At 65.0% G+C, this 24,021-nt stretch carries 17 protein-coding genes; 8 read left to right on the top strand and 9 right to left on the bottom strand.

Features of this window, described 5'->3' with window-relative positions; all coding sequences use genetic code 11:
* Positions 1 to 115: 115 nt before the first annotated feature.
* From Q7T84_RS20440 to ggt, 4 genes are all read left to right on the top strand, one after another.
* A complete protein-coding gene (locus tag Q7T84_RS20440; protein ID WP_304812836.1) occupies positions 116 to 622 on the top strand; it encodes an RNA polymerase sigma factor in 507 nt (168 codons plus the stop codon).
* Positions 619 to 1,632: a FecR domain-containing protein gene (locus tag Q7T84_RS20435; protein WP_304812833.1), complete on the top strand. Its 1,014-nt coding sequence runs from the start codon at positions 619 to 621 to the stop codon at positions 1,630 to 1,632. The genes Q7T84_RS20440 and Q7T84_RS20435 overlap by 4 nt, the downstream gene beginning before the upstream one ends.
* A 72-nt stretch (positions 1,633 to 1,704) precedes the next feature.
* Positions 1,705 to 4,875, top strand: coding sequence for a TonB-dependent receptor (locus Q7T84_RS20430; RefSeq protein ID WP_304812831.1), 3,171 nt, complete (start codon positions 1,705 to 1,707; stop codon positions 4,873 to 4,875).
* 66 nt (positions 4,876 to 4,941) lie between these two features.
* Positions 4,942 to 6,672, top strand: a complete 1,731-nt coding sequence (gene ggt / locus Q7T84_RS20425) for a gamma-glutamyltransferase (RefSeq protein WP_304812828.1) — start codon at positions 4,942 to 4,944, stop codon at positions 6,670 to 6,672.
* A 57-nt stretch (positions 6,673 to 6,729) separates the two neighbouring features.
* Here ggt and Q7T84_RS20420 read toward each other — a convergent pair whose 3' ends face one another.
* From Q7T84_RS20420 to Q7T84_RS20405, 4 genes are all read right to left on the bottom strand, one after another.
* Complete coding sequence (locus tag Q7T84_RS20420) at positions 6,730 to 7,488, bottom strand: hypothetical protein (RefSeq protein WP_304812826.1); 759 nt, start codon at positions 7,486 to 7,488, stop codon at positions 6,730 to 6,732.
* Positions 7,489 to 7,734: 246 nt separating this feature from the next.
* Positions 7,735 to 8,628: a bile acid:sodium symporter family protein gene (locus Q7T84_RS20415; protein WP_304812823.1), complete on the bottom strand. Its 894-nt coding sequence runs from the start codon at positions 8,626 to 8,628 to the stop codon at positions 7,735 to 7,737.
* 102 nt (positions 8,629 to 8,730) lie between these two features.
* Entirely contained in the window at positions 8,731 to 9,471 is a 741-nt protein-coding gene (locus tag Q7T84_RS20410) for a LytTR family DNA-binding domain-containing protein (RefSeq protein WP_304812821.1), read from the bottom strand.
* A complete protein-coding gene (locus Q7T84_RS20405) occupies positions 9,471 to 10,580 on the bottom strand; it encodes a sensor histidine kinase (RefSeq protein ID WP_304812819.1) in 1,110 nt (369 codons plus the stop codon). Before Q7T84_RS20405 ends, Q7T84_RS20410 begins: the two co-directional genes overlap by 1 nt.
* 232 nt (positions 10,581 to 10,812) lie before the next feature.
* On the opposite strand from Q7T84_RS20405, the gene Q7T84_RS20400 reads away from it, so the two are divergent.
* Together Q7T84_RS20400 and Q7T84_RS20395 are read left to right on the top strand one after the other, a co-directional pair.
* Positions 10,813 to 11,472, top strand: a complete 660-nt coding sequence (locus tag Q7T84_RS20400; protein WP_304812816.1) for a PEPxxWA-CTERM sorting domain-containing protein — start codon at positions 10,813 to 10,815, stop codon at positions 11,470 to 11,472.
* A 271-nt stretch (positions 11,473 to 11,743) separates the two neighbouring features.
* Entirely contained in the window at positions 11,744 to 11,893 is a 150-nt protein-coding gene (locus Q7T84_RS20395) for a hypothetical protein (RefSeq protein ID WP_304812813.1), read from the top strand.
* On the opposite strand, the gene Q7T84_RS20390 is transcribed toward Q7T84_RS20395, so the two are convergent.
* The 3 genes from Q7T84_RS20390 to Q7T84_RS20380 all read right to left on the bottom strand — a co-directional run bounded on the left by Q7T84_RS20390 (position 11,890) and on the right by Q7T84_RS20380 (position 14,576).
* Entirely contained in the window at positions 11,890 to 12,222 is a 333-nt protein-coding gene (locus tag Q7T84_RS20390) for a DUF2322 family protein (protein WP_304812810.1), read from the bottom strand. The two genes, Q7T84_RS20395 and Q7T84_RS20390, sit on opposite strands and share 4 nt — an antisense overlap.
* 248 nt (positions 12,223 to 12,470) lie before the next feature.
* Complete coding sequence (locus Q7T84_RS20385; RefSeq protein ID WP_304812808.1) at positions 12,471 to 12,962, bottom strand: RidA family protein; 492 nt, start codon at positions 12,960 to 12,962, stop codon at positions 12,471 to 12,473.
* 54 nt (positions 12,963 to 13,016) lie between these two features.
* Entirely contained in the window at positions 13,017 to 14,576 is a 1,560-nt protein-coding gene (locus Q7T84_RS20380) for a flavin monoamine oxidase family protein (RefSeq protein ID WP_304812806.1), read from the bottom strand.
* Between the two features lie 715 nt (positions 14,577 to 15,291).
* Between Q7T84_RS20380 and Q7T84_RS20375 the strand changes: the two genes are divergently transcribed.
* On the top strand, positions 15,292 to 17,778 hold the full coding sequence (locus tag Q7T84_RS20375) for a TonB-dependent siderophore receptor (protein WP_304812803.1): 2,487 nt from the start codon (positions 15,292 to 15,294) through the stop codon (positions 17,776 to 17,778).
* A gap of 805 nt (positions 17,779 to 18,583) precedes the next feature.
* Here the strand turns inward: Q7T84_RS20375 and Q7T84_RS20370 are convergent.
* A complete protein-coding gene (locus Q7T84_RS20370) occupies positions 18,584 to 20,044 on the bottom strand; it encodes an MFS transporter (RefSeq protein ID WP_304812801.1) in 1,461 nt (486 codons plus the stop codon).
* A gap of 89 nt (positions 20,045 to 20,133) precedes the next feature.
* On the bottom strand, positions 20,134 to 23,109 hold the full coding sequence (locus tag Q7T84_RS20365) for a TonB-dependent siderophore receptor (protein WP_304812799.1): 2,976 nt from the start codon (positions 23,107 to 23,109) through the stop codon (positions 20,134 to 20,136).
* 165 nt (positions 23,110 to 23,274) lie between these two features.
* Between Q7T84_RS20365 and Q7T84_RS20360 the strand changes: the two genes are divergently transcribed.
* Positions 23,275 to 24,009 carry an IclR family transcriptional regulator gene (locus Q7T84_RS20360; RefSeq protein WP_304812797.1) on the top strand — a complete coding sequence of 245 codons (735 nt, stop codon included), beginning with the start codon at positions 23,275 to 23,277 and terminating at the stop codon, positions 24,007 to 24,009.
* The last annotated feature ends 12 nt before the right edge of the window (positions 24,010 to 24,021 follow it).

Raw genomic sequence — 24,021 nt, 5'->3', positions numbered from 1 at the left:
CCAGGTGGGCGGCGTCGGATCGGCGAAGAATTTTCTGAGGTCATCGCGTCTTCTAGCGTCTCCTTACTGACAGCCTGCATCCGCAGGGAAGCTCTGATCGGATCATGACACTCGAATGGCGCTGACGAGCGGCATCGAAATCGACGAAATGGCGCGTCGCTATGCAGTTCCGCTGGCGCGCTATTTCCGCGCGCGCGTTCGGACGACCGCCGACATTGACGACATGGTGCAGGAAGTCTTCCTGCGTCTGGCGGCAAGACGGGGCGGCGGGGCCCTTGAGAGCGTTGAGAACTATCTCTTCACGGTCGCCGCCAGCGTGCTCAAGGACAGCTTTCGACGAACGGCGAGACGCGGCGGGGAGCATCAGCTGTTCGATGAGCTGAAGCACGCTGAAGAGGACTTCTCGCCAGAGCGCGTCTATCTCGGACAAGAACAGCTTCGCGCCGTGGAGGCTGCGCTCTACGAGTTGCCCGAGCGCACCAGGGTGGTCTTCGTCCTCCACCGGTTCGAGGAGATGAGTTACGCGCAGATCGCACGCCGACTGCAGGTCTCGGTGAGCGCCATCGAGAAACACATGAGCAAGGCGCTGGGGCATCTCTCCAAGCGGGGGAGGAATCCATGAAGCGAAGTTTCCCCGTGAACGACCCCGATGAGAAGGCTGCCGAACTGTTTCTGCGCCGGCGGTCGGGCGATTGGAGCGAAGCGGACGAGCGTGGGCTGGCGGCGTGGCTCGACGCCTCGACGGTGCATCGCGCGTGCTTCGACAGCGTGGAGCGTATGTGGGACGACGCCGGCCGCGCGGCCGGTAGCCGCGGCGTTCGCGATCTTCGGGCCGAGGCCCTGGCTGCGGGTCCCCAGGCCCGGCGCTGGCCACGCATGGCGGCCTTGGCCGCGACGGTGGTCCTTGTGCTCGCAGGGGGAGGCCTCGGCGCCGTCGTCCTTCGCAACAGCCCGGTCGGAGCCAAGGGCGAGGCGACGGGGCAGGTCTATCGGACCGCCGTGGGGGAACGGGCGACCGTCAACCTCGCGGACGGTTCGCGGCTGCTGCTGAACACCAGCAGCGAGGTCAAGGTCGACTTCTCAGGGCGGCGGCGCGGATTGCAGCTGGTCTCTGGGGAAGCCTGGTTCGATGTCGCCAAAGATCCTTCGCGGCCGTTCGTTGTGCAGGCTGGAGCCCATACCGTCACAGCGCTGGGCACATCCTTCGATGTCCGAATGGAACCGCGGGGCGCGTTGAAGGTCGCCGTCGTCGAGGGGCGGGTGGCGCTCGGGGCGCTCGGAGGCAGGCACGTCGCGGACGTTCGCGCCGGTGAGCGGATCGACGTTCAGGGTGAGACCGCGGTGCTGCGTCCGGCGGGACCCGTGGCCGGAGATTGGCGCCAGGGACGCATTGAGTTCGCGTCGGCGACCCTGGCTGAGGCCGTCGCCGAGATGAACCGGTATCGTCTCACGCCCATCGTCGTCACCGATCCCAAGGTCGGCCTCATGCGCGTGAGCGGGGTGTTTTACACTGGCGAAGGCAGCGGCTTCCTCGACGCCCTGCCGATCACCCATCCTGTTTCGGTTCGCGTGGCGCAGGGCGTCGTGCTGATCGGGCCGGCGGCCGACAAAAAAACTTCATCTTCGTACTGAGGTCGCGCCGAGCCCTGGCGTCTTCGGTTGCAGATCACGCAAGTGGCGGGTCGGGGACATCAAGGGGGCGTCGTGCAGTTTCATCATCTCAAGGTCATGGCCTTGGCCAGTTCGGCGACGCTCGCCTTGACGGCGTCGGCCGCCTGGGCCGAAGCGCCGGCGCGCGCGCAATTCAATATTCCGGCGCAGGAACTGGGCGCTTCGTTGCGGGCCTTCGGGATGCAGGCCGATCGCGAAGTCCTGTTTGATCCCGCCTTGGTCAGCGGCAAGCGCGCCCCCGCCCTTCAAGGCGACATGAGCGTGGGAGCGGCCGTCGACCGTCTCCTGGTCGGCCAATCGCTCCGCTCGCGTCAGAGCGGCCGCACGATCATTATCGAGCGAGCCCAGATCGCCACCGTGAGCAAGGTCTCGGCTGCCGGCCCCATCATCGCCGCCAGCGCCACGGCCGCCGCGCCCGCCGAGGTCGACGAAATCGTCGTGGTGGGCAGCAACATCGCAGGTGTTTCCGAGCGGGGCCTGTTGCCGGTCACGGTGGTTGATCGCCGCGAGCTGGAGATGAGTGGCGCGGTGACCGCCGGCGACATGATCGCGGCTCTACCGCAGTCGGGCGGCCAGGCGTTCAACAACGAGCAGCAAGGTCCCAATCAGGCGCGCGGCGACGTGGCCTCGGCGAACCTTCGCGGGCTGGGCTCGGGAAACACCTTGGTGCTGTTGGACGGTCGCCGGATGGTCGGGCACCCCGGAACTCAGCAAGAGGGCTCGGTTCCGGTCCAGGTCGTGAACCTGAACACCATCCCCGCCACTGCTCTCAAGCGCGTCGAAGTGTTGCGCGACGGGGGCGCGGCGATCTACGGCTCCGACGCCGTGGCCGGGGTCCTGAACAATGTTCTCGACGACAGCTATGTCGGCGCGCAGATCGTGGCCCGCTACGGCGGCTCCGAAGGGACCAACCTCACGGAGAGCTCCCTGGGGGCGAAGTGGGGCCGCACGTTCAACGATGGCGCGACCCATGTCGCCCTGTTCGGCGAGCTGTACAGCCGCACGTCCATGCCAGCCTCCGATCGTGACTATGCGGCGACGGACAACCTCAGCAGCCGGGTTCCCAGCAAATATGCGGGCAGCTTCGACAATCGCTCGACCCTGACGCCTTGGCTCACCGCCCGGCTTGGCTCGGCAGTCACCAATTTCGGCCCCTCTTTCACCGCCTTCCACCTCCAGCCGTGTTCCTATGCGGGCTCGGACGCCCAGCTGGGCGGCGGCGTGTGCATCGACGGGGGCTCGGCCACGCTCGACGCCTCCCTGCGGACCGACGAAGCGCCCGAGCGCACGATGTCGCCGAGTTCGGATCGCTACAGCCTGATGGGCGTCTTCAGCCATGACTTCGGAAACTTGGAGCTCTTTGGCCAGGGGCTCTACTACGGCGCCACCTCAAGCTCGGTGCGGGGCGGGACGACGAACCTGACCTCAGCGCCGCTGACCATCGGCGCGAACAATCCCTACAACCCGTTCGGATCCGGCCCCGGCCGTCTGGCGGGCTACACCGGTCCGGCCCAGGCCATTACCGTGGTGGGGCTGCGGGTGGACGACGTCGGTCGCCGCCGTATCGACGTCGACTCCGACGCCTACCGCCTTCTGTCGGGGCTGCGCGGCGACCTCGGCGACTGGTCCTGGGAAAGCGCGCTGCTCTACTCGCACGCCCGGACCAAGGACGTGGAGAGCAACCGGGTCAGCAACACCGCCCTGCAGGCGGCGCTCAACAGCAGCGATCCCACCCGCGCCTATAACCCCTTCAGCGGCGGCGACCTTGCCAACCCCGGCGGCTTCGATGCGACCTCGAACCCGGCGTCCGTGGTCGATCCCCTGCGTGTCAGCATCGCCCGCGACGGCACGACCAGCCTGGCGCTCTGGGACGCCAAGATCAGCAATCCCGAGGCGTTCAACCTCTGGGACCGCAATGTGGGTCTGGCGTTCGGCGCCGAATGGCGGCGTGAGACGTTCAAGGACGACCGCGACCCGCTGATCGACGGCTCCGTCACCTTCGCGACCGCCGCCGGCCCGACCAGCGACGCCATGGGCTCGAGCCCCACGCCCGACACCTCAGGTTCGCGCAAGGTGTTCTCGGCCTATGCCGAACTGCAGACCTCGCTGATCCCCGATAGCGCCGACATCCCGCTCGTCCGTAGCCTCGACCTGCAACTGGCGGCCCGTTTCGAAGACTATTCGGACATCGACGAGCAGATCCTCAAGCCGAAGGCGGCGCTGGGCTGGCGGATCAACGACCAGTTCCTGGTCCGGGCCGCCTATTCCCAGGGCTTCCGCGCCCCGAACCTCGAAACTGTCAACGCCTCGGAGATCCGCCGCGTCCAGGAGAACCTCACCGACTATTATAGCTGCGCGGTGGGGCAGGGGGTGACCTCGTTCGCCGCCATCAACCGCAGCGCCTGTTCGAACTACCGCTTCAACGTCGAGGACGTGCGTGCGGGCAACCGCAAGCTGAAGTCGGAAACCAGCGAGAACTTCAGCGCTGGCCTGGTGTTCACCCCTACCCCGGACCTGATGTTCTCGGTGGATTGGTGGCGCATTGAGCAGGACGGCGTCATCGGCGTCTTTGAGTCCCAGGACCACCTGAACCTCGACGCGATCGGCCGACTGGGCGGTGGTGGCCCCAACCCCGCCCTGACCCGCAACACCCTCGGCGAGCCGATCCGGATCGATAACCAGTTCCTGAACCTCGACGCCCGGACGATCGAGGGTGTGGACCTCGCCGCGACTTGGCGTCTCGACGGCACGCAGTTCGGCGACTTCCGGTTCGGCGTCGATGTCGCCCTGCTGCAGAAGTTCGACCAGACGCCATCGGCGGAGTCAGCGGCCCTGCTGGCCGCCGGCCTCCCGGCCAGCGCCGGCGGGTCGTTGATCGAGCAGGATGATAATCCGCGCACGCGCGGCTCTGCGAACGTCACCTGGATGTCTGGTCCTTGGGAAGTCTCCGGCTACGCGCGGTACGTGGGCGCGGTGAAGGACTCCTCGGCCTTGCTCTACAAGGGCGACGACTGGCTGACCTTCAACGCCTCGGTGGGCTATGCGCCCGAGGATGGGCCGCTCAGCGGGGTGGCGGTTCGTGTGGGGGTGAACAACATCACCGACAAGGATCCTCCGCTCGCCGACGAGACCTTCGGCTACTTCACCAAGCTCTACAGCAACCGTGGCCGCTACTGGTTCGCCCAGGTCAGCAAGAGCTTCTAACTCGTCCAGTCGTATGGCCCGCGACGCCTCCAAGGCGCGCGGGCCGCTTCGCGTTTCGGAGGCCAGATGCGCCTGAGCAAAACTCTCCTCGCCACTCTGGCCGTGGCCAGCCTCGGTCTGTCGCCAGGCTTGGCGAGCGCCCAGGCGCCGGCCTCTGGCCGCGCGGACTACATTCTCGACTACGACGCGATCCACCATCCGGTCATGGGTCGCAAAGGCATGGTGGTCAGTCAGAGCCAGATCGCCTCACAGGTCGGGGCCGACATCCTGCGCCAAGGCGGCAACGCCGTGGACGCCGCCGTCGCGACGGGCCTCGCGCTCGCGGTCACCCTGCCGCGCGCCGGCAATCTGGGCGGCGGCGGCTTCATGTTGGTCTATCTCGCCGACGAGAAGAAAACCCTGGCGGTCGACTACTACGGTCAGGCGCCCGCCGCGACCGACGCCAACCTGCTGGCCGGGTCAAACGGTAAGCTCGACACCGCCAAGCGCTACTCGCACCGCGCGGTGGCGACGCCTGGGACGGTCAAGGGCCTCTATGAGATTCACCGCCAGTATGGCCGCTTGCCCTGGCGCCGACTGGTGGAGCCGGCGATCAAGCTGGCCGCCGATGGGCTCATCATGACCGACGACATGACCCACGGCCTGGAGGTCTATCGCGACGGCCTGCTGGCCGACGCGCCGTCCGCCCGGGCGCTCTACAAGAGCGACGGGGGAATCTACCAGCCGGGAGAGCGGCTGAAGCAGCCCGATCTGGCCTGGTCGCTGCGTCAAATCCGCGATGGCGGCGCCGACGCCTTCTATCGCGGCGAGCTTGGCGCGCGCGTGGTGGCCGGGGTGCGGGCGGGCGGCGGGGTGCTCACTCAAAAGGATTTGGCCGACTACCAGATCCGCGTTCAGGAGCCGCTATGGTGCACCTACCGCGACGTGCCGGTGGCCTACATGCCGCCGCCCGCCGCAGGCGTGCTCCTCTGCGAGCTGATGAACATCGTCGAGCGCTTTCCGATGGCCGATTATGGGCAGAACAGCATCCAGTCGCTGCACGTGACCGCCGAGGCGATGAAGCTGGTCTTCGCTGACCGCTCGCGGTTCATGGGCGGGTTCCCGCAGTACGCGCCGCCCACAGCTGGGCTATCGAGCAAGGCCTACGCCGCCGAGCGCGCCAAGCTTATCAATCCGCTGGTGGCGATGGACCAGCGCGTGTCGCCGGGCGATCCCTTGCTCTACGAGAGCCGCGACACGACGCACTACTCCGTGGCGGACGCTCAGGGGAATGTCGTCAGCAACACCTTCACCCTGGGGTCCTCGTTCGGCGCTCATGTGATGGCGCCGGGGACCGGGTTTTTCCTCAACGACGCCATGGCCAATTTCGCCTGGGGCGGAAGCGAACGCGCCAACGCCCCCGAGCCGGGAAAGCGGGTGATCTCCACGATCACACCTATCATCGCCTTCAAGGACGACCGGCCTTGGCTGGTCTCGGGCACGCCGGGCGGCACGCGCATCATCTCGGCGATGGCCCAACTGCTCAGCAACGTCGTGGACCACAAGCTCAACATCGCCGAAGCGACTCAACGTCCGCGCATTTTCCAGGCGGCCAGCGACACGCCGGTCGAATTCGAGCCGGGCTACCCCGTGGACATGCTGAGGCTGATGGAGGCCCGGGGACATAAGACCAAGCCCTCTTTGACCATGGGGTCGACCCAATCGATCCTGATCGAGCCCGGGGTCTTCCGGGGGGCGGCGGACACCCGCCGGCCTGACGCCGGCGCGGCGGTCGTCGAGACGAAGACGGCGAATTAGACCCTGGCCCGGAGAGGGATGAGATCGCCTTTGGCGGGGGATCATGAACGGTGGCGCTCACCAGCGGAAGGTGACGCCCATGATTGGACCGCTCTGGGTCACGTCGTAGACGAAGCCGTCCTCCTCATAGTCGACCGCGTAGTGGCGCCAGCCGGCCGACAGCGCCCACCGGTCGTTGAAGGCGTAGCTGACTGCGCCAAGGGCTTGGTAGGTCAGGTCGGAGGACATGCCGAAGCCGCCGACGTCGCCGTAGGCGCTCAGCGACCAGCGCGGGCTGAGCTGCACGCTCGTGCGGGCGCCAATGACCGGATCGAACCAACTCTCGTCGGGGTTGGCGCGTCGGACAACCGCATCGCGGACGATCAGCGCGAGGTCGGGCGACACCTTGGAGAAGCGCACCCCGCCAAGAAAATCGATGCTGTACTGCTCCTCGTCGACGGCGCGCCAGGCGGCGACCAAGGTCGCGGTCAACAGCTCATTCCCGAGCGTCACGCCGGTGAAGCGGGGATCGCGGATCGTGACGTCGTCCGTGCTGCTGTCGGTCTTCACATAGCCGACGTCCATGATCAAACCGAGCCGGCCACGCTGCGCCTCGGCCTTGACCATGATCGCGCCGTCCAGCTCCTCGAAGACATCGCCGAAGGATAGATCGACCTCGGCCGCCGGAAGGTTCGGGAACGCCGCGATGTCGCCCTCCAGCCCCGCCGCCCAGAAGTAGGGCGTCACGCTGAACTCCCATTCCTGCGCGGCCGCGGGGGAAGCCAACATGGCGAGCGTCAGGGTCGCCGGTCCGACAGAGTTCCTGAAGGGTCTCATTTTTCGCTTTTCCCTACGCTCTCGTCAGGCCCGTCGAAGCATGGCGACGGTTTTCCAAGCCAGTAACAGCAGTATTACGGGCGTCGATGTGAGGGCCGTTCGATATCGTGGCGCCGCGCGCTTCAGATCGTGCAACCGGCCCCGCGGCTTCGACCTGATTGGCCCGCGCTTGATCAGAGGCTTCCGAGCACCGTGCGCCAATCGGGCGTGACCCGCACAGACGCCCGGAGAAACCCTGGCAGGGCCTCAGGTGACGCCGGGCATTCCCGGGGACGTGGGCGCGAGCCGCATTCGTCGCTTGAGCAGGCGCTTGTAGGGCTCAGCCGTGAGCATTCCAGCTAGCAGGAACAGCAGAATGACCGCCGACACCTGCTCATCGGCGGCGTTCGCGCTGGCGATCATCGTCGCGATTCCCGGATGGCGGGTGGCGCTCGCCAGGGCGAGGGCGCCGCGCTCACCGAGGTCTCTACCGCCGAGAAGGTGCCCGGCGAGAAGGCCGATGGCCGAGATCGCCACCATCACCAGCACGGTTCCGTCGCCGATCAACGCCATCATCATCGGCCAACTGTTTATGAAGACTGGTATTTCGCCAACGAACAGCAACGTCATGCTGAACTTGGAGACCCAGGGCGCCGCGCCCGCCGCGAGCTTGGGCGCCAGCCGGCGCAGGGCCAACCCTATGGTGAGTGGCAGCAGCACCTGCCAGCCGACCTTGCCGGCCACCGTGGCCAATGGAACCGACGCCTGCACGTCATAGATCCAGCCGACCACGGCGACCCAAGCCGGCACGACGATCACGGTAAGAAGTGCAAGCGCGGTATAGAGGCCGTAGGCGTAGGCCTTGGTCGCTCCGGCCTTCAACTCCTCTCCCGGAAGGATCGGCGGTACAGCCGACAGCGCCATCAGCACGATGCCCGTCTTGACGATCGGCGTTAGCGGATAGAGCGCGATCACTAGGCCGGCCGCCACGGGCATGATCACGTTCACGGAAAGCACGCCGACGAAGAGCAGCTTGGGGCGCCGAAGAACGTAGAGCACGTCGTCAGCGGTCGCATCTAAGCCAACCGCCAAGATGAGCGCGATGAGACTTGCCGAAACCACGGCGTCGGAGATGATCAGAAGTGAAGCAATATCACCCATGAGCCGCCCACAATCGAAGTCACCACGGAGACTAGTTCGTCGTTACGCCTAACATTTTCGGGGCGACTTAACGCTGGTCGCTGCGGGGTCCAGTTGGCCCGCTCAGTCCGTCTCCTGGAAGCCGAGGCGCTCCATGACCGCCGGATGATAGGTCGGGCCGACCTGCAGGGCTACGCCATCCTTCAACACCAAAGACGAGAGTCCGCGCCCGGTTCGGCGCACCTCGCAAACCCGGTCTGGTGCGACAAAGGCTGAGCGATGCACCCGCATCAGCCTGCCGCCATCAAGCTTTCGCTCCAGGGCGGACATCGTGGCGCGGTGCATGTGACTGCGTGTGGCGGTATGCAGCAGCACGTAGTCGCCCGCCGCTTCGATCCAGTCGATCTCCTGCAACAATACGCGGACGTGGCCGTGCCGGGTCTGCACCCAGATGCCGTCTCCGTCCTCGTTGTCAGCTGGCGTCGCCAAGTTTAGCTGATTTTGCAGCATCCGGCGCCGGCGTGCGCGCTCAATGGCCTGACGTAGACGGTCGAAACGGACTGGCTTGAGTAGGTAGTCGGCCGCCTCGACCTCGAAGGCGTCGGGAGCATACATCTCGAAGGCGGTGACGAAGACAATCTCCGGTCGATGGGCGGGCGGGATCTGCGCCGCGACGCTCAAGCCATTCAGCTCAGGCATCTGGATGTCGAGAAGCACAACGTCCGGCTTTTCCTGGCTTATGGCCGCCAAGCCCGCGGGGCCGTCGGTCACCGCGCCTATGATCGTCACGTCGCCGATTTGAGCCAGCAGGGCCTTGAGCCGCTCCAGGGCGGCAGGCTCGTCGTCGACCAGCAGGACCCGCATTAAGCGGCCAACGCCTGATCTTCACGCCGTTGAAGCGGAAGATGGATGGTCGTGCGGTAGCCGGTTGAAATGGCCTCGGTCTCAATTCCGCCGTTGGCGCCGTAGAGCGCCGCCAGGCGCTGAGCGATGTTGGCGATCCCGACGCCGCCGCGGCGCGCCTCGGCCGCAACGCTCGCCTGACCGTCGTCCTCAACGACGATGACCAGTTGCTCGGCCTCCTGCCGCGCCTCGACCGACAAGGTCACGGTGCGGATCGTGCGGGCGACGGCGTGCTTGATCGAGTTCTCGACGAGCGGCTGTAGCAAAAAGCTTGGAATCTCCGCGCGCAGCAGATCGGGCGGGCAGATGAAACGGACGCCCAGCCGTTCGCGGAAACGCTCTCCTTCAATCGCGAGATAGGCGTGGAGCGTCTCCAGTTCTTCCTCCAACAGGACCATCGCCTCCGGATCGGCGGCGAGCGTGACGCGCAGGAAGTCGGCGAGGCGCGACAGCATCGTCTCGGCCTCATCGTTGCGCTGGTTCACCACCGCCGAGGACACCGCGTTCAACGTGTTGAACAGGAAGTGCGGGTTCAGCTGGTAGCGAAGCGCCGCGAGCCGCGCGGCCGTGGCCGCATTCTGAGCCTGGAGAGCGGCGGCGTGGGCGGACGCCAGGTCGCGGTCGCGCTGCTGGACGATCCGGTTTGATTGCAGCAGCAGGAATAAGACGCCGGTCAGGCCGAAAATCCACGCCAGCCCGATCCAGTTCGTCAGGCCGTGGATCGTCAACTGATCCTCGTTGAGCGGAGTCGCGGCCGGCGAGAGCAGGCGGCGCAGCGGTTCCTGGACAATGAGATCCATCCCCGCGACCATGCCGCCGCAGAGAATCGAGGCCAGGATGACCGCGGTGTAGCGGGCGGGACTGCTCAGCGCCGACACCCGGTAGACAACCGTGAAGACTAGTCCGCTCAGGAGAATTCCCGCCAGTCCAATAAGGGCTATGCGTATCGTGGACGCCGCGCCTGGGGCCGCCCCGGCGACCGCGTTCGGTGCGAAGAACAGCGCCACGTCGACCGTCCAGAGCACGACGGTCAGCAGGGCGATCTGGCGAAACTCTTTGGTCTTGAACATTCGGCGCCCCTTGAGGTCACCGAACCGTATCGTGACGCTTGCGGCCTCGCACGCAATCTCGTCGCGTCGTTGAGCGCTTTCATCGTGTGAAGCCGCGGCGCTCGCATCCTGATCGCGGCGAGCCAGCGCTCCAACGCTCAGTCTTGCCCTAGCGAGCCTTCGTCTAACGGTGGCGGACGTCAGGCCGGCGCCCGCGCGAAGTATCGGGGACAGACATCAATGGAGACCAATGATGAGAACCCGCCTGGTCCTCGCGACCTTGCTTTGCGCCGCTCTGGCGTCGACCCCCGCCTCCGCGGCGGTGATTTTCAAGCAGACATTCGACGGCGCGCTGGGAGCAAATGAATCCCTGGGTGGCCGCTTCCAGCTTGGCGACGGCCACGTCGGCCACCTGACCCACTATGAGAGCAACGAGTACTCCTTCTATCAGGTCGCGCTCGACCTCAGCGAGATGACGTCGGCGATGCTCTCGTTCGACTTCGACCTGTTGTCGGAGCTTCACTACGACGGCTTCAACGTGCTCGGTTCGACCAGCGGCGTCTTCAATTCGTCGACCGACTTGCTCACGCCGATCACGGCAGGCGTCTACGACCAGATGTCCAGCAACTTCGCCAGGCTGGGGCGCACCGCCGCGTCGGGTGACCTCGAGGGCAAGATGTTGATCGATCTCAGTCAGTTCGCAGGCCAGACCGTGAACCTGCGCTTCCAGTTTCAGTCTGATAGGGCCGCGACCAACCGCGGCGTCTGGTTTGACAATGTCGCCGTCACCGGCGCTCCGATCGGCAGTGCCGTCCCGGAGCCGGCCACCTGGGCCATGATGATCGCGGGCTTCGGCCTCGCCGGCGCTGCGGTCCGTGCGGCGCGCCGCCACGAGGCGCGGACCCTGGCCTAACCTGGGAGGCGCGCACGGGACGATCCGAGGGCGCGCGGCGACGACTCTAGAAGGCGGGGCGGAGCCAGCGTTAGCGGGATCACTTGGGCGCGTCCCCGTCTTCGGTCGCCAGCGCACGGGGGCCAGGTCGCCGATCCGCACAACGCAACCATGGTGGCAAGGATAGGTCTCGCCGCAAGGCTCCTAAGGGTCGAGCACCGGGTTGTTCGCGGCACGACCTCGCTCGCCCTTCGGCTGGCCCCCAGCCCCTCAAGGATCACTATCTGCCCGGTTGCTGGCCGGCGATCTGGCGATCTGCACCGCGATCGCAGAGCCGGGCGTCGGGTCCAATCCTCGGCATGTCATGACGGCGCCAGATGGCGCATCGGACATCCAGCGCCTGCTGATCGCGCGCAATCTGACCGGGATTGCCGCCTTCTAGCTGGCCGCTATGATTTCGACCCGCAGCGGACTACCTCCGGCGGCGATCTCCAGTAGGCGGTCGATATTTGGATGCGCGCCCGGGCGGTTCCGGGCATCCGCCGTATGCTCCGCGAACACGGCCAAGCCGTGGTTCGCCGCCTTTTCATCCAAGGCGCCAAAGGAATGTTTTAGGTACTGGTAGACGGCCAATGAGCCTTGCTTGCCCGGCTGATTTTCGATGCAGGCGACCACTTTTCCCTCACCGTCCAAGAGGTCGATGCGTTGCACGCTGTCAACCAGTGGCAATTGCTGGAGATTTTCCTTGAACGTCGCACCTGGTTGAATCATCGCCAGCCTGTCTCGATTTCCTCAGTTGATCGCTGAGGGCGTGTAGCACCTACATCAAACGCCAGCCATGAATCGAATGCGGCCAGCAGGTCGGCGACCGAGATCCGGCCTCTTCAAGACGATCGCGCGCTGTGGCCGCTTCAGGTAGCGATCTGCTCGCCCGTCAGCCTATGAGTCCTGGCCGCCGAACGGGGCGTCTGGCGACCAGCCCCGTCCGGCGCCTTCGCGGCCACCCGCAAAGCGTCAGGTCAGGTCTTTGGCTTGGCGGCCTGGACCTCGATCTCGACCATCATCCCCGGCGCGACCAGGGCGGCGACTTGGCTGGTGATGCGCGCGGTCTTGTTGGGCTGGGCGGCGGTTCCGTAGAACTGGTTGTAGCCCTCCATCATGCCAGCGAAGTCCATCTTGCCGCCCTTGGCCGGATCGCCGACCAACAGCACGCGCATCATGAAGACGTCGCCATGGGTCAGGCCCTGGGCCTTCAGTATGTCCTCAATGCGTTTCAGCACGCCGATGGTCTGGGTCTTGGTGTCGCCGAACTCGACCGGCGTCCCGGCCGGGGCCCCGGCGTTCAGGGCCGGGGGCGTGATCCCGCTGACATACATGATGTCCGTCCCCGCCGGCACGACCGCCGCCTGAAGAATGGGGGAGGTGGGGGCGCCGATCCGCTTGACCTGGGCGCTGGCCGGGGTGGCCGCCGCCAGCGCGAGCAGTGCGGCGGGCAGGATGAAGTTTCGCATGAAATCGATTCCTATGAATGAGCTTGAGTACTGGGCCGGCGATATCGATGCGGATCAAGCCGCCGCGCGTGATTCCACCAGCGACTGATCTTTGACCTGACCGTTGAGCGCCGCGATGGTCCGTTGCGCCGAGAAGATCGCGCCTTCCTGCCAACCCGGCGTTTGGCTGAGATGGGCGCCCGAAAAGTGAACGCGGCCGTGCGGCTGGTTCAACAGACGATACTCGGCCGAATCGAAGTGACCTTCCTGCACGCCGCCATGTTCGCCCCAGCGCGGCCAGGGACCCATGTTGTAGGGGATCTTGCTCCAGTTCACGACGACCGGGTTGGTCAACTTGCCCTCGTGGCCCGGATGCACCTTGCCCACAACGTTCCGGGCGATGGCGATCTGCTCGCTCAGCGGGCGCTTGGCGAAGGCCTCTGCGCGCGGTCCCGAGCCGTAGCAGGCCAGCAACATGCCGCGCGCGGTGTGCAGGCCGTTGGACGGGTACCAGACCAGGCTGGTGTCCCCGCCGACGAAGGAAATGCCGCCGTAGATCTGCTCCTTCTCCCAGAAGCGCGGCGAATCGAAGCCGATCTTGTTGGAGAAGTCGTTGGGCACGGAGGCGACCGCCGCCTTCACGTCCTTGCTGAAGTTGTTGTCGATCTTGGCCAGTAGGGCCAGCGGCAAGGTGATGATCGTATAGTCGCCCTCAACCACCTGGGTCTTGCCGCTCACGCGGTCGCGATAGGTGATCTTCACGCCCTTGCCGTCGGCCCGGATCTGGGTGATCTCGGCGTTCTTGATGATCGGGCTGCGGATCGCGCGTTCGAAGCCGACGATGATCTGGTCCATGCCGCCGACCGGCTGGAACATCGTCGCCTGCATGTTGATGTTGTCTTCGAACAGGGTCGCGCCGAGCTGCGGATGATTGAGCAGGTCGCGGAAGGCGGCCGGATCGCGCGCCTTGGAGAACTGGTCGGCCGCGCCCGGCGCCTGCAACAGGCCCGAGCGCTCGGTGCCCTTGAACGCCATGTCCTCGGTCAGGTCCCCGTAGGCCTTCAGGAACGGCAGCAGCTTTTCCTTGTCCTCCAGGGTCAGGTTCTGATCCAGCGCCCCCTTGTTGACCGCCTTGGCCAGCAGCTCTGAGATGTAGCCGCGGGTGTCGTTCACCCCTTGGCGCATCTGCAGGCGCTTGCCGCCCTCGGCCCAGAGATAGGCGCTACGGCTTGAATTGATCTCGACCTCCAGCGGCACGCCCAGCTTCTCGCAATAGGAGAGCAGGCCCTGGTGGTGGCTGGGAATCCGCGCCGGACCGGCGTTCATGTAGAGGCCGTCGGCGAAGGAGACGGTCTGGGTCTGCTCGCCCACCATCTCGACCTTCGAACCGTCACGCAGCGTCCAGTTACGCCCTCCCAGACGATCACGCGCCTCCAGCAGCGTCACCGAGTAGCCGGCCCGCTCCAGCTCGTAGGCCGAAGTCAGGCCGGCGATACCGCCGCCCAGGATGACCACGCGCTTTCCGCGCCCTGCGTCCGCGGCCATGGCGGGTGTCGCCACCGACGCCACCGCCCCCATCAGGCCCAAGGTCCGCATCGCCGAATAGGCGGCTCCATAGCCGCCAGCCGCACCCATCCGATGCAGTAATAAGCGCCGACTAATCCCCATCGCTCAAACCCCCAAACGACCACAAGGCGTTCATGACCGGCGTGACCGTGGCCGGGTTCAAGCGGTGAGCGTTCAAAACGACTGCAATCGGCGCGGGTTGGTCAAACTTGGGGCGCCACAGCCTCAATATTCCGCAGGATTTGAGGTGGTGGATGAAGCATCTACCCACGCACTGGCCTTGTGACCAAAAAAACGGCTGCCGAAACCGGCTTCGTGTTCAGATATCGAACACAATGTCTTCAGTTTTCGACTCCTTTGGGGACTCGCGGAAACGACGATATCCATATCATTGACACCCATATCGTTTCGTGACGAGCCTAAGACAGTCTTCGACGCCAGTCAGAATCGTGACGACGTCGATAGGTGTGCAAAGACAACGATAAGATCTTTCGAGGAAACAAACAGGGCGGGTCGATCTCCATGGGCGGGGGAGTTATCGGCGTGTTGATTTTAGTAAATACAGTATTTGAAGGCATCCCGTTGGCGATTTTCGCGCCTGGATGCGCATCCTCAATATGCAATCGACGGAATGAACCGATCCTGGCGGCCGTTAGCGGCCCCAGAGAGGCGCCGGCGCGCGCGCCTATTTGAACCCAGTCCTCTGAATTCTAGCCGGGACTGTGAGTCCGGCGGCCGATCGTGGCCGCCTTTGTTGTGGGGGCAATAAAACATGAGAAGAAAAATGCGTATTGGACTGCTCGCGGGCGTCTCTCTCGCGACTCTACTCTCGACCAGCTTGGCGAACGCGCAGACGACCGCCGCCGCGCCGGCCACCGCCGAACTTGATGTGCTGATTGTCACCGGCACCCGCACCACCGGCCTGCGGGCCATCGACAGCCCGGCACCGATCCAGGTGCTCGACGAGACTGCGCTGGCGCGGGTCGCGCAGTCTGACCTCATCCAGGCGATCGCCCAGAACATTCCGTCGTTTAACGCCCAGGCGTTTGGGGGCGACGCGGCCAACCTGACGCTCTCGGCCAAGCTGCGGGGGCTCAGCCCCAACCATGCCCTGGTGCTGATCAACGGTAAGCGCCGGCACGGCACCAGCAACCTGGCGGTGCTGGGCGGCCCGTTCCAAGGCGGCGCGACGGCTGACCTCAACTTCATTCCACTGGGCGCGGTCAGCCACATCGAAGTCCTGCAGGACGGCGCGGCGGCTCAGTACGGCACGGACGCCATCGCCGGCGTGATCAACATCATCTTGAAGGACGATCCCGACGGCGGCTCTGTCGTCTTGTCGGGCGGCAAGTACATGGACGGCGGCGGCCTGACCGGCGACGTCACCGCCAACCTGGGCGTCGAGCCCTTCGAAAACGCCTATCTGAACATGACGTTCGAGAGCCGCTGGCACGACCACACCTTCCGCGGCGACGTTGATCCCCGGGTGCTCGACACCCCCTACAACCTCACCTCGACTTCGCGACTCTCGCGCTATCCACAAATCGCGACCACCGACGAATATCCGTACATGAACCGCATCGCCGGCGACGCGGAATACCGGCTGAACATCTTCGCCTTCAACGCCGGTTACGAGATCTCAGACAGCCTCGAGATCTACAGCTTCGGCACATACGGCGTGAAATACGGCGCCGCGTTCGAGAACTACCGCGTGCCGAACCTGGTCGTCGGCAGGGACGGCACGGTGCCGCGCCCCTACGGCTTCAGCCCGAAGATGGCGCTCGATGAGACGGACTACGCCATCAGCGGCGGTCTTCGCGGTGTGATCGGCGAAGTCTGGAACTGGGACCTGTCGACCACCTATGGCCGCGACGAGATCGGCATCGACGTCCTCAACTCGTTCAACCGCTCGCTCTATATCGACACCTCGACGCCCACCACGCCCGGCTTCTCGCCCAGCGACTTCCACGCCGGCGACTTCATGGCCAGCCAGTGGACCACCACGCTGGATGTCTCGCGCGAATACGATGTCGGCATGGCCAGCCCGCTCAACATGGCGTTCGGCGCGGAGTATCGGCAGGAGGAATATGAGATCAAACCCGGCGATCCGGCTTCGCGCTACAAGGAAGGCTCACAGTCCTACCCGGGCTTTGCGCTCACCGACGCCGGTGCCCATAGCCGCGAGAACTGGGCCATCTACGCCAACGGCGCCCTGTCTCCGATCGAAGCCCTGAAGCTCGACGCCGCCATCCGCTACGAGAACTTCAGCGACTTCGGCGACACCACCGTGGTCAAAGGCACGGCTCGCTACGACTTCAACGACACCTTCGCCATCCGCGGCACGGCGAGCACTGGCTTCCGCGCCCCGACCCTGGCGGAATCCTATTATTCGGCGACCAATGTCTCGCCGACGGCGGCCTTCGTGCAGCTTCCGCCGAACTCGGCGGCCGCGCGATTGGTCGGGATCGATGGCCTCGATCCCGAAAAGTCGACCAACTTCAGCGCCGGCTTCGTCGCGCACCCGGGCGGCGGCGTGACCATCACCTTCGACGCCTATCAGATCACCGTCGAGGACCGGATTGTCGGCTCCGGCTCGCTGTTCGGCTCGGGCGGCGCCCTGAACCTCGCCGCCGTCCGCGACGCCATCCTTGCCAACGGCAATGTGCTGGACCCGACCGTCACCCAGACCGGGATCACCATCTTCACCAACGGCCTGGATACCCGCACCCGCGGCGCGGAAATGGTCCTGACGGCCTCATCGGACTTCGCCGACTACGGCTCGGTCCAATGGTCGCTGACCGCCAACTACAACGAAACCAAGGTCACCAAGATCGCGCCGCCGCCGGCGCAACTCGCCGGCGCTTCGTTGTTCAGCCCGACCACCATCGCCAACCTGGAAGACGCCGCGCCGAAGTACCGCTTCGTCGCCGGCGCGTTCTGGACCTGGGACAAGCTGACGGTGAACTTGCGCCAGGCGCTTTATGGCCCTTCGTCGGGCCTCACCAGCCGGACTGGGGCCGTCTACTACGAGACCAAGATCGACCCGACCTTCATCACCGACCTGGAGGTCGCCTACAAGATCACCGACCAAATCAAGCTCGCCGTCGGCGCCAACAACCTGTTCAACACCTATCCGGACAGGGTGAACCAGCAACTGCGAGATGAGTATCTTCAGACCAACAACAGCGCCTACGTGACACAGTATCCGACCTTCTCGCCCTTCGGCATCAACGGCGGCTACTACTACTCCAAGCTCACCTTCAACTTCTAAGCTCTCTCAGCCCTCGAGCGGGTCGGGCGGTCCAAGATGGACCGCTCGGTCTCGCTTGGGCCAGGCGCCTCGTCCCAACGACGTCGCCTACGTCGCAAGCGCCACATCTTGGTGGGGGGCGAGCATGCTCGGGGCAAGGCTGAGCGGTCCCTCGGTATTCGACCCGATTGTTCTGCGTGGCCGTGACTGCGACCTTGGCTTTAGGCCGAAAGGGTCCACGACCATGAAGATCTGGCTTTCGTTGCTTGTGGGAGTTTGCGCGGCGCTCCAGTCTCCTGCGGTCTGGTCACAGTCGCCGCACTTCCTCAGCTGCGAGATACCGGCGCAACTGGGAAGCACTGGCGTTCAGACGACCTCTCGCGCGGGTCCGCGAATTTTCCGGGTCGCACCCAACATGCTGCAAGAGTGGGACTCTCGGGATCGTGAGTTTGGTGTGAATCTCTGCGAGACAGCGGCCTGCAGCGCTAACGCGCAGCGGTCAGAGGGCTCGATAACAACGGCCAGCATGGCCTTCGTTATCGGCGTGGACCATAAGACCGGCAAAGGCTACTGGCGCGCGACGGGCGCGTCTAACCTGCCCCGAACCGAGGGCAAGTGTGATCTCATCGCCGATCCTTCCCGGGCGGCGACCAAGTAGGCGCCGACGAGTTGAACACTTGTGGATCCCTAACTTCACCGACCTGCACCCTGCCAAAGGCTGGTCGGTTCGCTGGCCGTCTCCAGGTATTTCAAGATGCCGCCGTCGAGGTGATAGACGGCGTCCAATCCTTCCGACTTCAGGAGCGCGGTCACCTTAAGGAGGCGCTCAGGGTGGTCCGCCGCCGGTGGGGTCGGCGGCCAATTCGCGCTCGCCCAGCTTGCGCAGGTTCTCTTCATGCGACTGCTGAGTGATGTTGTAGAGAACCAGGCAAAGGATCGCGGCGACGTAGAATGCACCGTTGATCGGCAGATACATCATGCCGAGCCCCTGCAGAATCTCGGGATCGACTTCCCCGCGCTTAGCGCCCTTGGGAAAGACGATCAGGGTGAGGATCCAGCCGGAAACGAACACGCCGACGCCGCTGACGATTTTCTTGAACAGGTTATCGGCCGAGTTGAGCAAGCCCTCTGAGCGACGGCCGGTGCGGACTTCGGAGTCCTCGACGACGTCGGCGATCATCGAGCTCAACATCACCCCGTTGATCATCGAAAGCGCGCCGTTGACGATGTAGTCGAAGAACATGATCCAGAAGAGCGCGCTCGAGCCGTTCGGCGGCATGACCCCGGCCAACCTCAGGCCAATGGGCGCCATGCCGGCGATCACGGCCAGGGTGAAGGTGATCAGGGACGTGCGCTTCTTTCCAAGGCGAGCGGCCAAGGACGGAGCGATCATCACGCCGATCACGCTGGCGAAGATCGCCGAGATCGTGAACAGCGAGAGCTGAGCCTGGGTGAAGCCCCAGAAATAAAGGCTGAAATAGAGCTCGAGCGCGCCTTTGGCTCCGAGCGCCACATAGAGGAACATTCCCGACAAGGTCAGGACGATGAAGGAGCGGTTGTTCAAGGTCGCACCGACCTCGCGGAGCATCGCGCCCAGTGTGATTTTCCGGCTTGGCGGAGTGGCGAGATAGGGGATCTGGCGGTGGGTCGCGAGCCCCGAGATCATGATGAAGGTGAAGATCAGGATGGCCGTCGCGATGCTGTAGCCGAAGTAGCCCTCGCGGGCGAGGACGCCGCCCGAGCCATCGGGGTTCTCGCGCAGGAAGACCTGATAGGCCAGCAGCGTTGAGGCCACGCCTCCGATCACGCCGAACAGGGAGCGCCAGGCGATGATGCGGGTGCGCTCATTGTAGTCGCGGGTCAGCTCCGGGAGCAGGGCGGCAGAAGGCAGTTCGAAGAAGGTGTCGAAGAGACGCACCGACAGCAGGCAGATCAGCAGGAAGGTGAAGAGCTCGGCGCCTTCCCAGCCCTGGGGCGGGTTCCAGATCATGAAGAAGGCGACTGAGACCGGGACCGCCGCCGCATAGATGAACGGATGGCGCCGTCCCCAGCGAGATCGGAAGTTGTCTGAGATCTGCCCGACCAGCGGATCGACGAAAGCATCGAAGATCAGCGCGATCATGATCGCGGTCGAAACCGTCGCCGCTGGGAGCCCGACCACCTGGTTGTAGAACAGCAGCAGGAAGGTCGAGATCCCGCGCTGCTTGATGACGTTGGCCACCGCCCCGCTGGCGTAGAGGAGTTTCGTCCCAAGACGAAGGGGCGGGGCGACCTTGGGGCTACTCACTGCGGAACTCCAGCACGGGACAAAGAGCGAGCGCCGCTCCGGAAAGCGGCGCTCAGTTTAGTCCGCCGGGGAGGGGGCGGAGGTGGCGATCAGAAGCGCTTGGTGACGCTCAGCTTGTAGGTCCGGCCGAGCGGATTGGCCGTGGCCGGGTCGTAGCTGAGGTCGCGCCTGGCGAACGGCGGATCAGCGTCGAACAGGTTGGCTATGGTGGCTGTGGCCGTGGTGTCCCACGGCAGATGGACGCGGTAGGTGACGTCGGTGGTGATGAAGGCGTCGAGTTTAGCCCCTTGCGGCAGCAGGTAGCCGAACACCGCCCCGTTAGGCCCGAAGATGTTGGTCCCGCCGAACCGCCCGTCGCGCACGTCTTGCATGCTGTCGATGTAGCGTAGCGTCACCCGCAGATTGTGGATGTCGCGGGCGTACTCGGCGAACAGATTGGCGCGCAGCTCTGGGAAGGATGTCCCGCCCGCCGTGCCGCCATGGGTTCCGGCCAGTTTCTGGCCGGCCTCGACCTGGATGCCTTCGATGAAAGCCGGGCCGCTGTCGTACTTGAGCAAGAAAGATCCATCGAGACCGAAGTTCATCGACCCGCCCCAGACATCGCCGGCATGGTAATTGGCCGCGAAATCGACGCCGGAGGTCTTGGTGCCCGTACCGTTGATCGTGGTCAGCTTCACCCGCTGGATGGCGGCCGGCGAGCAGATCCCGCCCTGGAAGACGAACCGGGCGACCAGCGGCGCGAGCGCTGGATTCGCGCAGCCGTTGGGCAAGGTCGTCGAGGACCCGTTGGGGAAGATCGTCGACAGCAGACCAGCTCCGGACTCCGCCTCGATGGTGTCCTGGAAGTCGAACGACCAGTAGTCGAGCGTGGCGCTGAAATCGCCGAACCGCACAAGGGCCCCGATGTTCAATGTGTCGGCGGTCTCCGGCTTCAGGGCCGGATTTCCGGTGGTGTCGAACGCCCTATAGCCACTGGTCTGGGTGATGAAGGCCTGGGTGGTGTTGGCGTCGGGCAGCAGGTTCGACGTTGTCGGCGCCCTGAAGGTGGTGCCCGCAGAGGCGCGGAAGGCCAACCAGTCGGTGGCCTGCCACCGCAGGGCGATCTTCGGGTTGGTGGTCGAGCCGACGTCGCCGCCGTGCTCTTCGTGGCGCACGGCCAGTTGCAGGGAAAGGCTCTCGGTGATGGGGACCTGCAGTTCGCCGAAGGCCGCGTAGACCGAGGCGTCGAGGTCCTGCTCGGAGAGCGGACCGAGGAAGCCGAAGACGCCGTTGCCCTTGCCGGTGGCGCAGTTGACGACGCCCTCTTCGGGGCAGGGGTTGAGCGCGATGTTGTTGATGTTGTTGACGTCGCGCTTGAAGCCGTTGTCGCGGTACTGCGCGCCGGCCGCCCATCCGATTTGGCCACCTCCAAGATCGATGGAAAGCTGCCCGTTCATCACCGCATCGACGACCGTTAGGGTCGTCTCCGACTGGTAGCCATACGGTTGGAACAGCCACTGGCCGATGGCCCGGCTGTTGGCGTTGGCCGCCGCCGAGCCGGCCACGAAGTTCGGATTTGTCTCGCCGCTGGCGGCGTTGGCGGCGATCCCGCTCGAGAAGGGATTGTAGTAGAGGCAGGAACCGACGCCGGCGACGCCGCCCTGCACGCCGGGCGTCACCGGGTCGGTGTCACAGCCGGGACCGCCCAAGCCGTTCAGGGCGTAGTAGAGCCGCGCAACGGGAATGTCGTAGGTGACGATGTCGCTGCGGTTGACCATGTGGGTCACCGCCACGTCCCAGCCGATCCCGTTGTCGAACTCGCCGCTGAGGCCGCCCGAGAAGCGCCAGCCCTCGAAGAACCGCTGGTCGGGCTTGGAGCCTCCGGTCAGCGGGTTGCCGCCCACGCCGTAGGGGCGCCAGAGCAGGATGTTCGCCGCCGTAAAGCCGGCCGTGTTGACGGCCGTCTGTTGAGCCGGCGTCAGCTGCGAGAACAGGCTGCCGGGAAGGCAGGCCGCCAGGCCCGCGGTTCCGCAAAGGCCAGGGTTGCTACGCGGAATGATGAAGGAGCCGGAGGCCGCGCCGGGGCCGAACGCCTGGGTGGGGCCATACGACGGCGAGGTGCCCTCATGGGGCACGTCATGGCTGGCGTAGAGCGCCTCGGCGTGCAGCTTGATCTTGTCGGTCAGGTCCCAATTGATCTGGCCGTAGATCTGATAGTGGTCCTCGGTCTCGACCAGATTGTTGAAACGGCCGAACTGGAAGTAGCAGCTCTGGGTTCCGGCCGCGGCGGTCACCAAGGTGTTGCCCAGAGCGGTGCAGTTGGGGTCGATGATCCGGGTGGTTCCTGAGACATAGGAGCCCGGATTGCCGAACCCGGACCAGCTGCCGTTCGGGTTTTCCAGATAGTCGTTCACCGCCCAGTCGCGTTCGAGCGTGTCCAGCTCCGAGCGGTGGCGGTATCCGACGGACAGCAGCGCGTCGCCGCGATCTCCGACCCACCCATAGTTCGCGCTCAAGGAGTAGTCGCCGTTCGAACCGTCGATCGCGGTGTAGCTGCCGTTGAGCTCCAGGCCGTTGAGATCGGTGCGGGTGATGAAGTTGACGACGCCGCCGATCGCGTCCGAACCGTAGGTGGCGGCCGCGCCGTCCTTCAAGACCTCGATCCGGCCGATCGCGGCTGTCGGCAGCAGATTGGTGTCCACGCCAGAGCCGCCGGGCGAGCTGGCCAGACGCCTGCCGTTCATCAGCACCAGGGTGCGCACCGCGCCAAGCCCGCGAAGATTGATGTTCCCAGAGCCGGTGGTGGCTTGGCTGGCGAATTGGTTGGTTTCTCCGAGCACGCTCTGGACGCCGGGGATCGACTTGACGATGTCGACCATGCTGGGCGCGCCCTGCTTTTGCAGGTCCTGGGCCGAAAGAACGTCCACCGGCAGAGCCGCATCCTCGGGGGTGCCGCGAATATACGAGCCAGTGACGATGACTTCGGCGATCTCGCCGGTTTGGGCAAAGGCGCTGGTCGCCGTCAGACCCGCGCCCAGCAGAATAGCCACGGCTGACGCGCCGCGCAGACAGTCGGACTTCAGCATGAGTCCCCCCTGATGTTGATCGACCGCCATTGTTGACCGCCGTTACGCAATCATAAGCATCGATTAAACCGGTCGTCTATATGTTAGATTATCGTTCTATTATATGGAACAGGCAGAGTGTTTCACTATTTGGAACGCGCTGGTATCATCGCCTCGGGGGGCTCCATGGACACCACTGTCGCCAAGGGTTTTGCTGTTCTGGAAGTGTTGTCGCGCGCCAAGCGGCCGATGCGGCTGAGCGCCCTGACCGAGGCGCTCGGCTTCCAGAAGAGCAATGTCCATCGCCTGCTCGGGACCTTGATCGAGCTTGGCTACGTGCAGAAGGACGAGGAGACGGCGCGATATTTCGCTTCGCTCAAGGCGTGGGAATTGGGCGTGGCGATTATCTCGACCAACGCGCTGCGCCGGATGATTTCGCCGCACCTGCAAAAGCTCCATCAATTGACCCTCGATACGGTTTTGCTAACCGTGCCGGTGGGCGATGAAGTGCTTTTCCTGGACCGGGTCGCGCCAGCGCGGGTGCTCCGCTACACCCCACTCAACGGCACCCGCGCGCCAATGGCCGTCACGGCCTCGGGGCGGATTTTCCTCAGCGCCATGAGCGAGCCGCAGGCCGCCATCTCGCGCGGACTGGCCGAGCGGCCGGACCTCGATGTGACGCTCGACGAGATCATGCAGGACCTGCCGAAGGTCCGCCGTGACGGCTTTGCGATGGTGAGCGGCGGGCTGACGGCCCGCGTCCTGGCTGTCGCCTCGGCCATTTCCGGCCCGGACGGACGACCGATCGCAGCGATCACCGTGTCGAATGGAGAGTCCAGAATGACCGGCGAGCATCTGCAGGAGGCGATCGAGGCGCTATTGACGGCCTGCGCCGAGATCGGCGAGATCAGTCCTCCCTAGTCATTGAGAACG

Source organism: Phenylobacterium sp. (assembly GCF_030654915.1).
Taxonomy (GTDB): domain Bacteria; phylum Pseudomonadota; class Alphaproteobacteria; order Caulobacterales; family Caulobacteraceae; genus Phenylobacterium.
This window is presented reverse-complemented; position numbering and strand designations above follow the sequence as displayed.